At 71.6% G+C, this 12612-nt stretch carries 12 protein-coding genes; 3 read left to right on the top strand and 9 right to left on the bottom strand.

The features are described 5' to 3' along the window. Nucleotides 1-313: 313 nt before the first annotated feature. Nucleotides 314-997 (top strand): response regulator transcription factor, encoded by a 684-nt coding sequence (locus ACH65_RS14165; protein WP_049623259.1) that lies wholly within the window; start codon nt 314-316, stop codon nt 995-997. After that, on the top strand, nt 984-2327 hold the full coding sequence (locus ACH65_RS21040; protein WP_049623258.1) for a sensor histidine kinase: 1344 nt from the start codon (nt 984-986) through the stop codon (nt 2325-2327). Before ACH65_RS14165 ends, ACH65_RS21040 begins: the two co-directional genes overlap by 14 nt. A gap of 14 nt (nt 2328-2341) precedes the next feature. Here the strand turns inward: ACH65_RS21040 and ACH65_RS14155 are convergent, their stop codons facing one another. The 9 genes from ACH65_RS14155 to ACH65_RS14115 form a co-directional block, all read right to left on the bottom strand. Then, nucleotides 2342-2713, bottom strand: a complete 372-nt coding sequence (locus ACH65_RS14155) for a hypothetical protein (protein ID WP_049623257.1) — start codon at nt 2711-2713, stop codon at nt 2342-2344. A 127-nt stretch (nt 2714-2840) separates the two neighbouring features. Next, the gene (gene nadD / locus ACH65_RS14150; RefSeq protein WP_049623256.1) at nt 2841-3473 is read right to left on the bottom strand and encodes a nicotinate-nucleotide adenylyltransferase; all 633 of its coding nucleotides are present in this window, start codon (nt 3471-3473) and stop codon (nt 2841-2843) included. 241 nt (nt 3474-3714) lie between these two features. Next, the gene (gene holA, locus ACH65_RS14145) at nt 3715-4725 is read right to left on the bottom strand and encodes a DNA polymerase III subunit delta (RefSeq protein ID WP_049623255.1); all 1011 of its coding nucleotides are present in this window, start codon (nt 4723-4725) and stop codon (nt 3715-3717) included. Between the two features lie 4 nt (nt 4726-4729). Beyond that, complete coding sequence (locus ACH65_RS14140) at nt 4730-5272, bottom strand: LPS-assembly lipoprotein LptE (RefSeq protein ID WP_049623254.1); 543 nt, start codon at nt 5270-5272, stop codon at nt 4730-4732. A 5-nt stretch (nt 5273-5277) separates the two neighbouring features. Next, nucleotides 5278-7923 carry a leucine--tRNA ligase gene (leuS, locus tag ACH65_RS14135; protein WP_049623253.1) on the bottom strand — a complete coding sequence of 882 codons (2646 nt, stop codon included), beginning with the start codon at nt 7921-7923 and terminating at the stop codon, nt 5278-5280. 113 nt (nt 7924-8036) lie between these two features. Beyond that, entirely contained in the window at nt 8037-8633 is a 597-nt protein-coding gene (locus ACH65_RS14130; RefSeq protein WP_049623252.1) for a PqiC family protein, read from the bottom strand. Next, nucleotides 8630-10303 (bottom strand): PqiB family protein, encoded by a 1674-nt coding sequence (locus tag ACH65_RS14125; protein ID WP_049623251.1) that lies wholly within the window; start codon nt 10301-10303, stop codon nt 8630-8632. Before ACH65_RS14125 ends, ACH65_RS14130 begins: the two co-directional genes overlap by 4 nt. After that, nucleotides 10296-10919, bottom strand: a complete 624-nt coding sequence (locus ACH65_RS14120) for a paraquat-inducible protein A (protein WP_049623250.1) — start codon at nt 10917-10919, stop codon at nt 10296-10298. Before ACH65_RS14120 ends, ACH65_RS14125 begins: the two co-directional genes overlap by 8 nt. After that, nucleotides 10916-11530, bottom strand: coding sequence for a paraquat-inducible protein A (locus ACH65_RS14115; protein WP_049623249.1), 615 nt, complete (start codon nt 11528-11530; stop codon nt 10916-10918). The genes ACH65_RS14120 and ACH65_RS14115 overlap by 4 nt, the downstream gene beginning before the upstream one ends. Before the next feature lie 156 nt (nt 11531-11686). Between ACH65_RS14115 and trxA the strand changes: the two genes are divergently transcribed. After that, nucleotides 11687-12556 carry a thioredoxin gene (trxA, locus tag ACH65_RS14110; protein WP_049623248.1) on the top strand — a complete coding sequence of 290 codons (870 nt, stop codon included), beginning with the start codon at nt 11687-11689 and terminating at the stop codon, nt 12554-12556. The last annotated feature ends 56 nt before the right edge of the window (nt 12557-12612 follow it).

The raw sequence follows: 12612 nt of genomic DNA, 5'->3' as shown, positions 1-12612 counted from the left end.
GCCGCTGGTGTACGCGGTGGTGCATTGGCTGTGAGGCCGGGACGCCGGGAAGTCGGGAAGTCGGGAAGTCGGGAAGTCGGGAAGTCGGGAATCGGGAATCGGGAATCGGGAATCGGGAATCGGGAATCGGGAATCGGGAAGAGCGTACATGCACCGGTACCGACACAGGCGCCCTTTGAGCTTTTGCCATTCCCCATTCCCGACTCCCTATCCTTAAACGGATTTAATCTGCCGGCCAAGGCCGCCTTCGGGTCATGCTGCGAGAATCGGCGGCCGGGCAAGTACGGCCCATGTCGGCGAGAGGGAGAGCTGGATGGCGCGCATTCTGGTGGTCGAGGACGACGCGCAGACCGCCGCGGAAATCGAGGACGCCCTGGCCCACCACGGCTTCGCCGTGGCGCGGGCGGCGAACGGCCGCGAGGGCCTGGTGAAGGCGCTCGGCGGCGACTTCGACGCGGTGGTGCTGGATCGCATGCTGCCCGGCACGCCCGATGGGCTCGGCGTGCTCGCCGCGCTGCGCGCCGCGGGCGGGGAGACGCCGGTGCTGATCCTCTCCGCCCTCTCCGCGCTGGACGAGCGCGTGCGCGGCCTGCGCGCCGGCGGCGACGACTACCTCACCAAGCCGTTCGAGGCGATGGAGCTCACCGCCCGCCTGGACGCCCTGCTGCGCCGCCGCCACCTGCCCGCCCAGCCGACCACGCTGCGCGCCGGCCCGCTGGAGATCGACCTGCTCACCCGCAGTGTGCGCCGCGACGGCGAGCCGGTGAGCCTGCTGCCGCGCGAATACCTGCTGCTCGAATACCTGATGCGCCATGCCGGCCAGGTGGTGACCCGCACCATGCTGTTCGAGGAGGTATGGGGCTACCGCTCGGAGGAGCGCACCAACGTGATCGACGTGCACATCAGCAAGCTGCGCCAGAAGCTCGACGTGGAGGGCCGCCCCTCGCCGATCCAGACCGTGCGCGGCGCGGGGTACATCCTGCATGCGCCTGACTGACCTGCCGCGCACCACCAGCTTCCGCCTCGCGCTGATGTTCCTGGCGCTGTTCGGCGCCTGCTCGGCGCTGCTGTTCGGCTTCGTCTACTGGCGCACCGTCGGCTACATGCGCGCCGAGCAGGAGGACTGGCTGTACCGCGAGACCGCCTACTTCGCCTCGCTCCCGCCGCAGGACCGCCTGCTGCGCCTGGGCGAGCACGCCCGCGGCGATGCGGGCAACCACCGCCCCTTCGGCGAGTTCGACGCCAACGGCCGCTGGCTGGCCGGCAACCTCGCCGCGCTGCCGCCCGGCGCGCGCGAGCGCCGCGGCCCGGTCGACTACCGCCTCGACCACGTGCCCTACCGCGGCTACGCCACGCGCCTGCCCGACGGCCACTGGTTCGCGCTGGCGCTCAACGTGTACGACCCGCACGAGTTCGAGGAACTGCTGGTGCGCGCGATGCTCGGCGCCGGCCTGTTCACGCTGATCTTCGGCCTCGCCGGCGCGTTCGCGGTGGGCCGCTCCGCGGTGCGCCGCATCGACGCCATGACCCGCGCGATCCGCCGCATCGTCACCGGCGACCTCACCGGCCGGCTGCCGGTCGGCAGCGGCGGCGGCGATCTCGACCGGCTGGCGCGCGAAGTCAACGGCATGCTCGACGACCTCGAACGCCTGGTGCACGAGGTGAAGGGCGTGTGCGACGGCATCGCCCACGACCTGCGCACGCCACTCACGCGCCTGCTCGGCGGCCTGGAGCGCGCCCAGCGCCGCGCCGCCACGGCGGACGAGTTCCGCACCGCCATCGCCGACGCCATCGAGGAGATCGGCGCGCTGCTCAAGACCTTCAACGCCCTGCTGCGCATCTCCGAGATCGAGGCCGGCGCCCGCCGCGCCGGCTTCGCCGAGGTGGCGCTGGCGCCGGTGCTGGCCGACGTGGTGGAGTTCTACCAGCCGCTGGCCGAAGAGAAGCGGATCGAGCTGGCGCTGCGCCGGGACGAGCCCGCGCCCGCCGCCACGCTGTGGGGCGACGCCAGCCTGCTGTTCGACGCCGTGGGCAACCTGGTCGACAACGCGATCAAGTTCACCCCGCCGGGCGGGCGCATCGAGGTGCGGCTGGACGCGGCGCACCGCACGCTCAGCGTCAGCGACAACGGCCCCGGCATCCCGCCGCAGGAGCGCAAGGCGGTGCTCAACCGCTTCCACCGCAACGAGCCCAGCCGCAGCACGCCGGGCAACGGCCTGGGGCTCAGCCTGGTGGCGGTGATCGCCCAGCTGCACGAGATGCGCTTCGAACTCGGCGACGCCATGCCCGGCTGCCGCGCCACGCTGACCTGGCCGGCGCGGGGTTGAGCGTCGCCTCCAGCTCAGGCGGCCATCGCGCGACAGAGCCAGTGCCGGCCATAAGCCCGGCCATGCACGTAGGCCCACAGGCCGAACGGACCGCTATGCCGGAGCAACCCGCCATCGAGGGCGCGGAGAGCGGTCCTCGCCATGGCGCAGGCCTCGAATAAGGCACGCGACGCAAGCAGAAGGGGCCGCAGCATCCGCCGCCGGCACCAGCCCAGCAGTGGTCGCAGGGATTGCCGGTATGCCAGCCCGAGCACCATCAGCAGCTGGACTTCGAGCAGCAGCAGGAACGTATCCAGCCCTACCGCGTCGATCAGCAGACCCAGATGCATCAGCTCCGGGCGAGTGAGCAGGAACAGCACCAGCAGCACACCCGGCCAGCGGAGCATGCGGCCCTTCCATGAAGTTCTGGCGTGAGGCGTCACCGATCTGTCCTTGTACGTAGGCCTGAAGATGAGGGTACACGAGCGGCCAGCGCGGCCATCCGGGGCCACTCCTTTCGGCCACCCGTGGCGACTACGGCGTGCGGTACGGCGCCAGCAGCGCGGGATCGTCGAACAGCCCGGCCGGCAGCAGGTAGCGCGGCTCGCGTCCGGCGGCGAGCCGTTCGCGGATGCGGGTGGCAGAGACTTCCAGCGGCGTCACCGCGAGTTCCACCACCAGGCCGGCGGGCTGCGCGTGCACGGCGGCGGCGCCGGCCTGCCGCCCGGCGACGGCCTCCTGCAGCAGCGGCGGCAGCTCGACGTCGATGCCCGGGCGACTCAGCACGCCCAGGTGCGCCAGCTCGAACAGCTCGCGCCAGCGGTGCCAGCCGGGCAGCCCGGCGAAGGCGTCGGCGCCGAGCAGCAGCACCAGCGGCCGCTCGCCCTGCTCCGCGCGCAGGCCGCGCAGCGTGTCCACGGTGTAGGACGGGCCTTCGCGTTCCAGCTCGCGCGTGTCCAGCGTCAGCCGCGACTGCCCGCCCAGCGCGGCGCGCAGCATCGCCACGCGCTGCGCGGCGTTCGCGGTGGGCGGCGAACGGTGCGGCGGCACGTTGGCCGGCAGCAGGCGCACCTCCGCATCGAGCAGTTCGGCGGCTTCCCAGGCCACGCTGAGGTGGCCGATGTGCACGGGGTCGAAGGTGCCGCCGAAGAGGGCCAGGGGGCGCATGGTCAGCGCTCCGCCCGGGGTCGCGACGACCTGCTCCCTCTCCCCGCCGGGGCACGCGGGGAGGCGCCATGGATGGCGCCGGCCTTGAGGAGCGAGGAGTGGGTTGGGGTGAGGGGACACGGTGCGATGGGCCTTCCCACTGAAAGCCCGCTTCGATGAAATGTCGCCGTGAACACCCACCCCTCACCCCAGCCCTCTCCCCGGCGGGGAGAGGGCGCAAAGCCGGTGCGGCGGGGCGGCCTCATCCCAGCGCCGCCGCGCTGCGCGGTTCGGCGATGGCAGCGATCAGCCGCTCGGCCTCCAGCCACGGGTCGCCCTGCTCGCGGCCCTTGGCCATGCGGTCGATGCGCGCGGCACGGGCCAGGCAGGCCTGCCAGTGCTCGCGCGGGGCGCGGCGCAGGGCCTTGCGGAACAGCTGCTCGCGCGCCGGCCACAGCCGCTCGGCGCGCGCCTGCGCGGCGAAGTCGCGCGCGTTGGCCAGGCGCAACGCGAGCTGCAATTGATTGACCAGCCAGCCCATCAGCGCGATCAGCTCGTCGCCCTCGGCACGCAGGCCGGCGAGGATGTGCAGCGCGCGGCCGCCGTCGCCCGCGAAGGCCGCATCGGTGAGCTTGAAGGCGTCGTAGCGGGCGCTGTCGGCGACGAGCTGCTCCATCTGCGCCGCGTCGATGCGGCCCTGGCCGTGCAGCACAGCGAGCTTGTCCACCTCCTGCGCGGCGGCGAGCAGGTTGCCCTCCACGCGCTCGGCCAGCAGCGCCGCCGCGTCGGGCGTGGCGGAGAGGCCGCGCGAGGCGAGCCGCGCGCCGATCCAGCCGGCCCACTCGTGCTGGCGCGGCGCGTTGAACACCACCACCGCGCCGGCCTCGTCGAGCTTGCGGGTCCAGGCGCCCTCGTGCTTGTTGCTCCACTCGGTGGCGGTGACCAGCAGTGTGGTGTCGGGCGGCGGGTCGGCGCAGAACTCGCCGATGGCCTTGGCGCCCTCGACGCCGGGGCGGCCGGTGGGCAGGCGCAGGTCGAGCAGGCGCCGGGTGGCGAACAGCGACATACCGGCGGCCGAGCGCGCCAGTTCGTTCCAGTCGAAGTGGTTGCCGACGTCGAGCACCACGCGCTCGCTGTAGCCGAGCCGGCGCGCCTGCGCGCGCAGCGCGTCGGCGGCCTCCAGCACCAGCAGTTCCTCGCCGGCCAGCAGGTAGGCCGGGCGCAGGCTGTCGGCCGCCAGCGCCTTCTGCCACTGGGCAGGGTTCAGCGGCACGGCGTCAGCGGGAGGAAGCCGGCGCCGGGGCGACCGGGGCGTGGCGCGCGGCGGCCTGCAGGCGCAGCAGGATCGCCTGCACCATGTCGTCGTTGAGGCTGCGCTGGATCTCCTCCACCTGCGACTGGGTGCCGATGGCGTTGAGCGCGTCGTAGCTGAACTCGCGCGCCATGTTGATGCGCTGCAGGGGCAGCAGCGGCTGGCCGTTGGCGTCGTTCACCTGGAACTGCACCTCGTAGCGCACCGCGTATTCGGTGATCTGCGAGTAGCCGCCGAGGTTGAGCGTGTCGGTGTTGAAGCGCGCCACCGGGATCTTGAACTCGGCCACGCCGGGGGCGGCATCGTCCTCCACCGTGACGCCGGCGCCCTCCAGCGCCCGCGCCAGGTTCCGCTGCAGGCTGTTGCCGCCGCTCACGGTGAGGTGCAGGCGCTGCATCGACGGCGGCAGCGCCGCGCTGCGGCGCAGGTGGAAGCCGCAGGCGCCGAGCGCCAGCGTGGACAACAGCAGGGTGAGCTTGAGCAGGCTTGCGGCGTTGCGAGTGCGCATGGGTTTCATCCTGCGACGATGTTGACGATCTTGCCAGGCACGACGATCACCTTGCGCACGCTCTGGCCCTCGAGGAACGGGATCACGTTCGGCTGCTCGCGCGCCAGCGCCTCAATGGCCTCGCGCGAGGCATCCGCCGCCACCTCGATGGTGGCGCGCAGCTTGCCGTTGACCTGCACCGCGAGCGTCAGCGAGTCGCGCACCAGCGCGGCGGGATCGACCTGCGGCCAGGGCTGGTCCTCCAGCACATGCTCGGCGTGGCCGAGCGCCTGCCACAGCGCGTGGCTGACGTGCGGCACCACCGGGTTCAGCAGCAGCACCATCGCCTCCAGCGCCTCGTGGCGCACTGCGCGGCCCTGCTCGCTGGCGTCGTCGAACTTGCCGAGCGCGTTGAGCAGTTCCATCAGCGCGGCGATGGCGGTGTTGAAGGCGTGGCGGCGGCCGAAGTCGTCGCTCACCTTCTGGATGGTCTCGTGCAGTTGGCGGCGCAGCGTCTTCTGCGCACTATTCAATTTGGCCGGATCGACCGGCAGGTGGTCCGGCCCCGCCGCGTGCGTGGTCACCTCGCGCCAGAAGCGGCGCAGGAAGCGCGCCATGCCTTCCACGCCCGCCTCGTTCCACTCCAGCGACTGCTCCGGCGGCGCGGCGAACATGGAGAACAGGCGCACCGTGTCGGCGCCGTACTTGGCCACCATCGCCTGCGGGTCCACGCCGTTGTTCTTGGACTTGGACATCTTCTCGATGCCGCCGATCTGCACCGGCTGGCCGTCGGCCTTGAGCGTGGCGCCGGTGACGCGCGCCTTGTCGTCGCGCTGGATCTCCACCTCGGCCGGGTTGATCCAGTCCTTCGAGCCGTCGGCGTTGTCGCGGTAGAAGGTCTCGGCGATCACCATGCCCTGGGTCAGTAGGTTGGTGACCGGCTCGTCCGCATGCACCAGGCCCTCGTCGCGCATCAGCTTGTGATAGAAGCGGAAGTACAAGAGGTGCAGGATGGCGTGCTCGATGCCGCCGATGTACTGGTCCACCGGCAGCCAGTAGTTGGCGCGCTCGTCCACCAGGCCGTCGGCGCCGGGGCTGGTGTAGCGGGCGTAGTACCAGCTCGACTCCATGAAGGTGTCGAAGGTGTCGGTTTCGCGCTCGGCCGGGCCGCCGCACTGCGGGCAGGTGGTCTTGCGCCATGCGGGGTCGGCCTTGATCGGCGACTGCACGCCGGAGAAGGCAACGTCCTCCGGCAGCACCACCGGCAGCTGGTCCTCCGGCACCGGCACGGCGTCGCAGTTCGGGCAGTAGATCACCGGGATCGGGCAGCCCCAGTAGCGCTGGCGCGAGACGCCCCAGTCGCGCAGACGCCAGTTGACGCGGCGCAGGCCGCGGCCGTCGGCCTCCAGCGTGTCGGCGAGGTAGTCGAAGGCCTCGCGGTAGTTCTTGCCGTCCAGCGCGCCGGAGTGGACCACGCGCAGGCCCGGCGCGGTCTTGTCGCCGTACCAGGGCTGCCACGCCGTCGGGTCGTAGGCCGGCTCGCCCTCGACGGTGATCACCTGCTTGATCGGCAGGCCGTACCTGGTGGCGAACTCGAAGTCGCGCTCGTCGTGGCCCGGCACCGCCATCACCGCGCCGGTGCCGTAGCCCCACAGCACGAAGTTGGCCACCCACACCGGCACCTGCTCGCCGCTGACCGGGTGGATCGCGTACAGGCCCGTGGGCATGCCGCGCTTCTCCTGCGTCTCCAGCTCCGCCTCGGACACGCCGCCGTGCTTGAGCTCGTCGAGGAACGCGGCCAGCTCCGGGTTGCCCTCGGCGGCCTTGAGCGCCAGCGGATGCTCGCCGGCGATGGAGACGAAGGTCACGCCCATCAGGGTGTCCGGGCGCGTGGTGAACACGCTCAGCGGCTCGGCCCCGCCCTCCACCGCGAAATGGATCTCCAGGCCCTCGCTGCGGCCGATCCAGTTGCGCTGCATGGTCTTCACCGCGTCCGGCCAGCCGGGCAGCGTGTCCAGGCCGTCCAGCAGCTCGGGCGCGTAGTCGGTGATCTTGAGGAACCACTGCGGAATCTCGCGCTTCTCCACCAGCGCGCCGGAACGCCAGCCGCGGCCGTCGATCACCTGCTCGTTGGCGAGCACGGTCTGGTCCACCGGGTCCCAGTTCACCACCGCGTTCTTGCGGTAGGCCAGACCCTTCTTCATCAGCCGGGTGAACATCAGCTGTTCCCAGCGGTAGTACTCGGGCTGGCAGGTGGCGACCTCGCGCGACCAGTCGATGGCGTAGCCCAGCGACTTCAGCTGGCCGCGCATGTGCTCGATGTTGGCGTAGGTCCACTTGGCCGGCGCCGTCTTGTGCTTGATCGCGGCGTTCTCGGCCGGCAGGCCGAAGGCGTCCCAGCCCATCGGCTGCAGCACGTTCTTGCCGTTCATGCGCTGGTAGCGGCTGATCACGTCGCCGATGGTGTAGTTGCGCACATGGCCCATGTGCAGCGCGCCGGAGGGGTACGGCAGCATGGAGAGGCAGTAGAACTTGGGCCGCGCCGGGTCCTCCTTCACCTCGTAGGCGCGCTGCGCCGCCCAGTACTGCTGCGCGAGCGCCTCCACCTGCTGCGGGTCGTAGCCCGCGGTGGTCGGGTCGGAGGTGGGGGCCTGTTCCTGAATGTCCTGCATGGTATCCGGCGTCGTGTGCGGGGTGCGCAGCCGCCGTGCACGCAGGGCGGCCGTAATGAACCGTGCAGCCTAGCCCAGCGCAGGCTGGGCGCCAAGCCTCGGGCCGGCCGGCGCTAGCCGGCGGGGCACGCCGGCCGCTGCCCGGCGACCACCGCGGGCGCGGCCGCGGCGATCGCCCCGGCCAGCGCGGCGAGCGCCTGCTGGTGGCCGGCCACCAGCGCCGCGTAGCCCGCGCCCACCGGCTGGCGCAGGCGGCTGGTGCAGGTGAGCACGGCGCCGCCCGGCAGCGTGCGCAGGCTCCACACCGCCTCGACCAGGGCGTAGCTGCCCGGCTGCGAGTCGAAACGGCGCAGGTCCACCTTGATGCGCAGCCGCGGCCGCTCGCCCAGTGGCAGCCCGCTGGCGTCCTGCGCGCCGAGCCGGTGCGCGAGGTCGGCCGACAGCGCGCCGCGCACTTCGTCCGGCAGCGGCGCAATCCAGCGCTCGCCGTCGAGCACGGCCACGCCCTGCCCGCCCTCGCGCACCACCAGCTGCGGCTGGTCGACCTGCGCCGGCACTGTCACTGGCAGCAGCTCGAACTGGAACGGCGCGGCCAGGGCGGCCGCGTCCGAGGCCGGCGGCACCAGCGTGTAGTAATGCATCGGCGCCGAGGCGCAGGCGGCCAGCCCCAGCGCGAGCGCGCCGGCGAGCAGGTGGCGGGGGTGGATCATGGCTTGCTCCCTTGCTGGGTTTCCCTGGGCTGGGCCGGCGGCGCGGCGGGCGCCGCATCGGGCCGGCGCCCGCGGATCAGCGACTCCGGATGGCCGCCTAGATAGTCGGTCAGCACGCGCAGCGAGCGCGCCATGCGCTGCAGTTGCTCCAGCGTGTCGCCCAGGTTCTGCTGCAGCGGCGAGTCGGCCGACAGCGTGCTGTTGGCCGTGCCCAGCGTCTGCTGCGCGCCTTCCAGCGTACGGCGGAACTGCGGCAGCGTCTCGGCGTTGACCTGCTTGAGCGTGCCGCCCAGCTCGGCCAGGGTCTGGTCGAGGTGCTGGCCGATGCTGTCGAAGGGCACCTTCTGGATCTTGTTGATGATCTCGGCCATCTGCTCCTGCAGCTTGTCGAAGCTGCCCGGCGCGGTGGGGATCTCCAGCGGCCTGGCCTTGGCGTCGAACGCCACCTTCGGCACGTTCGGCAGGAAGTCGAGCGCGATGTAGAGCTGGCCGGTGAGCAGGTTGCCGGTGCGCGCCTGCGCGCGCAGGCCGTGCTCGATCAGGCGGCCCATCATCTGCGACAGGTCGTCGTCGCCGTTGGCCTTGGCCAGCGCGGCGAGCTTGTCGTAGGCGCGGCCCAGGCGCTGCGGGTACACCACCGCGCCAACCAGCACCGGGAAGCGCTGGCGCTTGTCGTCGTAGTCGAGGTTGATCGACACCACGCGGCCGATGTTGACGCCGAGGAACTCCACCGGCGCGTCCACCGTGAGCCCGCGCAGCGACTGCTCGAAGCGCATGCGGATGTAGCGCGGCGGCCCGTCCGGCGGCGCCATCGCGGCCACCTGGTCGCCGAACAGGGTGAAGCTGGCCTGCTCCGGCGCCGGCGTGCTGTCGTGCGGCCCCGGCGGATCCTGGAAGGCCACGCCGCCGGCCAGCACGGTGGCCAGCGACTGCGTGTTGAGCTTGAGGCCGTTGGCGCCGAGCGAGACGTCCACGCCGCTGGCGTTCCAGAAGCGCGCGGACTGGGTGACGAACTTGTCGTTGGGCCCGTCCACGAAGATCTGCAGCGACACGCCCTTGCCGTCCGGGTCGAGCTGGTAGGAGGCTACGCGGCCGACCTGGATGCGCCGGTAGTACACCGGCGAGCCGATGTCCAGCGAGCCCAAGTCCCCGCTGTGCAGCACGAAGCTCTTGCCCGGCGCGCCGTGCGGCACCGAGGGCGGCATCTCCAGGCCCTGGAACTCGTCGCGGTATTCGGTGGAGTCGCCCACGTCGGCGCCGATGAAGGCGCCCGAGAGCAGCGTGTCCACGCCGGACACGCCGCCCAGGCCGATGCGCGGGCGCACCACCCAGAAGCGCGTGTCGGCGGCGGCGAAGCCCTTGGCGCGCTTGTCCAGCGCCACCTCCACTTCCACGTGGCTGCGGTCCGGCGCCAGCGTCACCCTCTCGACCCGGCCGATCACCACGCTCTTGTATTTCACCTGCGTCTTGCCCGGGTCGATGCCCGAGGCGGTCTGGAAGGTGATGGTGATGGTGGGCCCGGCCTGCATCCAGCTGTTGATCACCAGCGACAGGCCGACCACCGCGGCCAGCACCGGCACCAGCCAGATCAGCGAGATGCCCACGCGCGAGCGCCGCACCACCGGCTCGGGGAGATCCTCGGTACCGCCCGGCTTGCGTTCGTCACTCATCGTCTGTCCTGCCGTCCCATATCAGTCTTGGATCGAAACTCATCGAGGCCAGCATGGTGAGCACCACCGTGAGGCCGAAGAACACCACGCCCGGCAGCGGCTCCACCAGGCTGAAGAAGCCGAACTGCACCAGCGCGGTGAGCAGCGCCACCACGAACACGTCCAGCATCGACCAGTAGCCAATGAACTCCACCAGCCGGTAGAGCCTGGCGCGCGGCTGCCGGGCCCAGGCGCTGCCGCGCTGCACGGAGAGCAGCAGCGTGCCCAGCACCAGGAACTTCATCATCGGCACCACGATGCTGGCGCTGAACACGATCACCGCCAGCCCCGGCGAGCCCTTCACCCACAGCTCCACCACGCCGCTCAGGATGGTGTTGTCGTCCACGTCGCCCAGGCTCACCGTGCGCATGATCGGCAGCAGGTTGGCGGGCAGGTAGAGGATCAGGGCGGCGATCAGCAGCGCCCAGCTGCGCGCGATGCTGCCCGTCTTGCGCCGGTGCAGCGGCGCGCCGCAACGCGGGCAGGCCATGCCCGCCCGGCGCGGGTCGCGGGAGACCTGGCCGCAGACGTGGCAGCCGATCAGCCCCAGCTCCGCGGCGCGCGGCGGCGCGCTCATGCGGCGCGCTCCGCGGCGCGGTCCCACAGCTGGTGCAGGTCCACGCCGGAGAACAGCGTGATGAACACCATCAGCGCCGCGTAGGCATAGATGCCCGGCTCGGCCGTGACGTCGAAATACAGGTGCGCCTTGACGATGGACACCAGGGCGCCCAGCACGAACACCTCGCTCATCGTCCACGGCGCCACGTAGTGCAGCAGCACCATCGCCCGGCGGAAGCCCTCCCCGATCCGCCCCAGCCGGATGCACAGCAGCACCCAGCCCAGCAGTAGCAGCTTGCAGATCGGGAAGAAGAACAGCGTGGCCGCGGCCAGCACCGCCACCACCTGCGAATGGTCGTGCCACATGGTGAGGATCACGCCCCACAGGCGGGCCGCCACCTGCTGGCCGTTGAGGCCGAGCGTGACGATCGGCCAGGCGTTGGCCAGCACGAACACGATCATCGCCGCCAGCACCAGCGCCAGCAGCCCGTCCACGCCGAAGCGCTGGTGCCGCTCCAGCACCGCGCCGCAGCGCAGGCAGCGCGCCACCTCGCCCCGCGCCAGCGGGCGCCGCCGGTGCACGGTGTCGCAGTGCTCGCAAATCAGCATCGGCGAAGCGGTGATGGTCATGGGCGGATGACCGCTGTTCATGGTGCGCATTAGCGGAATTGTCGCAAATCTGCCCGCCGCCCGCTGAACCCGTGGCGACCGGCCGCGGGGCCCGTCATCCCTTGATATGCTCGCCCCTGCCCCGATCTCAGGGCGATCCTTTTGTGGAGTAATGCCGTGACCACCGTGCAGGCCCATGCCATCGACATCGACGAGGCCAACTTCGAGGCCGAGGTGCTGCAGGCCTCGCTGACCGCGCCGGTGCTGGTCGACTTCTGGGCCACCTGGTGCGGCCCGTGCAAGACGCTGGGCCCGATGCTGGAGAAGCTCGCCGACGAATACGCCGGCGGCTTCCGCCTGGCCAAGGTGGACGTGGACAAGAACCAGCAGCTGGCGGCGATGTTCGGCATCCGCAGCATTCCCACCGTGATGCTGGTGAAGGACGGCCAGATCGTCGACGGCTTCGCCGGCGCGCTGCCGGAAGGCCAGCTGCGCGAGTTCCTCGCCCAGCATCAGGTGCTGCCTGGCGAGGCGGCCGACAACGACGAGGAGGCGGCACCGGCCGCCGTGGAAGAATCGCCCGAGCAGGCCATCAACCGCCTGCAGCAGGCCATCGCGGCCGAGCCCGAGCGCAGCGAGCTCAAGCTCGACCTCGCCCTCGCCCTGCTGCGCGCCGGCCAGGCCGACGCGGCCCAGGCCGAGCTGGACGCCCTGCCCGTCAACCTCGCCACCGACGCCCGCGCCGTGCGCCTGCGCAGCCAGCTCGACCTCGCCCGCTCGCTGCAGGGCGCGCCCTCGCTGGGCGAGCTGCGCCAGCGCGTGGACACCGACGGCGCCGACTGGGCCGCGCGCGACCTGCTCGGCGTGCGCCTGCTGCTCGAGAACGACCCGGCCGCGGGCCTGGAGCAGTTCCTGCACCTCCTCGAACACGCCCGCGACTGGAACGACGGCGCCGCCAAGAAGCGCCTGATCGCCGCCTTCGCCACGCTGGACGACGCCGAACTGGTCGGCCACTACCGCCGGCGGATGGCTTCGCTGCTGTTCTGATCGCCTGAATACCTCGCCGCCGCGCCATGGCCGATGCGCGGCGGCAAGCCCCCAGC

The sequence above is a fragment of the Frateuria defendens genome (assembly GCF_001182895.1).
Classification (GTDB): Bacteria; Pseudomonadota; Gammaproteobacteria; order Xanthomonadales; family Rhodanobacteraceae; genus Frateuria_B; species Frateuria_B defendens.
The sequence above is the reverse complement of the archived record's forward strand: the minus strand, read 5'-3'. Positions and strand labels throughout refer to the sequence as shown.

What these genes read in the sequence shown, in the direction of transcription:
- ACH65_RS14165 (WP_049623259.1), top strand. Translation starts at nt 314, where the DNA reads ATGGCGCGCATTCTGGTGGTCGAGGACGACGCGCAGACCGCCGCGGAA.
- ACH65_RS21040 (WP_049623258.1), top strand. Translation starts at nt 984, where the DNA reads ATGCGCCTGACTGACCTGCCGCGCACCACCAGCTTCCGCCTCGCGCTG.
- ACH65_RS14155 (WP_049623257.1), bottom strand. Translation starts at nt 2,713, where the DNA reads ATGCTCCGCTGGCCGGGTGTGCTGCTGGTGCTGTTCCTGCTCACTCGC.
- nadD (WP_049623256.1), bottom strand. Translation starts at nt 3,473, where the DNA reads ATGCGCCCCCTGGCCCTCTTCGGCGGCACCTTCGACCCCGTGCACATC.
- ACH65_RS14140 (WP_049623254.1), bottom strand. Translation starts at nt 5,272, where the DNA reads ATGCGCACTCGCAACGCCGCAAGCCTGCTCAAGCTCACCCTGCTGTTG.
- leuS (WP_049623253.1), bottom strand. Translation starts at nt 7,923, where the DNA reads ATGCAGGACATTCAGGAACAGGCCCCCACCTCCGACCCGACCACCGCG.
- ACH65_RS14130 (WP_049623252.1), bottom strand. Translation starts at nt 8,633, where the DNA reads ATGATCCACCCCCGCCACCTGCTCGCCGGCGCGCTCGCGCTGGGGCTG.
- ACH65_RS14125 (WP_049623251.1), bottom strand. Translation starts at nt 10,303, where the DNA reads ATGAGTGACGAACGCAAGCCGGGCGGTACCGAGGATCTCCCCGAGCCG.
- ACH65_RS14120 (WP_049623250.1), bottom strand. Translation starts at nt 10,919, where the DNA reads ATGAGCGCGCCGCCGCGCGCCGCGGAGCTGGGGCTGATCGGCTGCCAC.
- ACH65_RS14115 (WP_049623249.1), bottom strand. Translation starts at nt 11,530, where the DNA reads ATGACCATCACCGCTTCGCCGATGCTGATTTGCGAGCACTGCGACACC.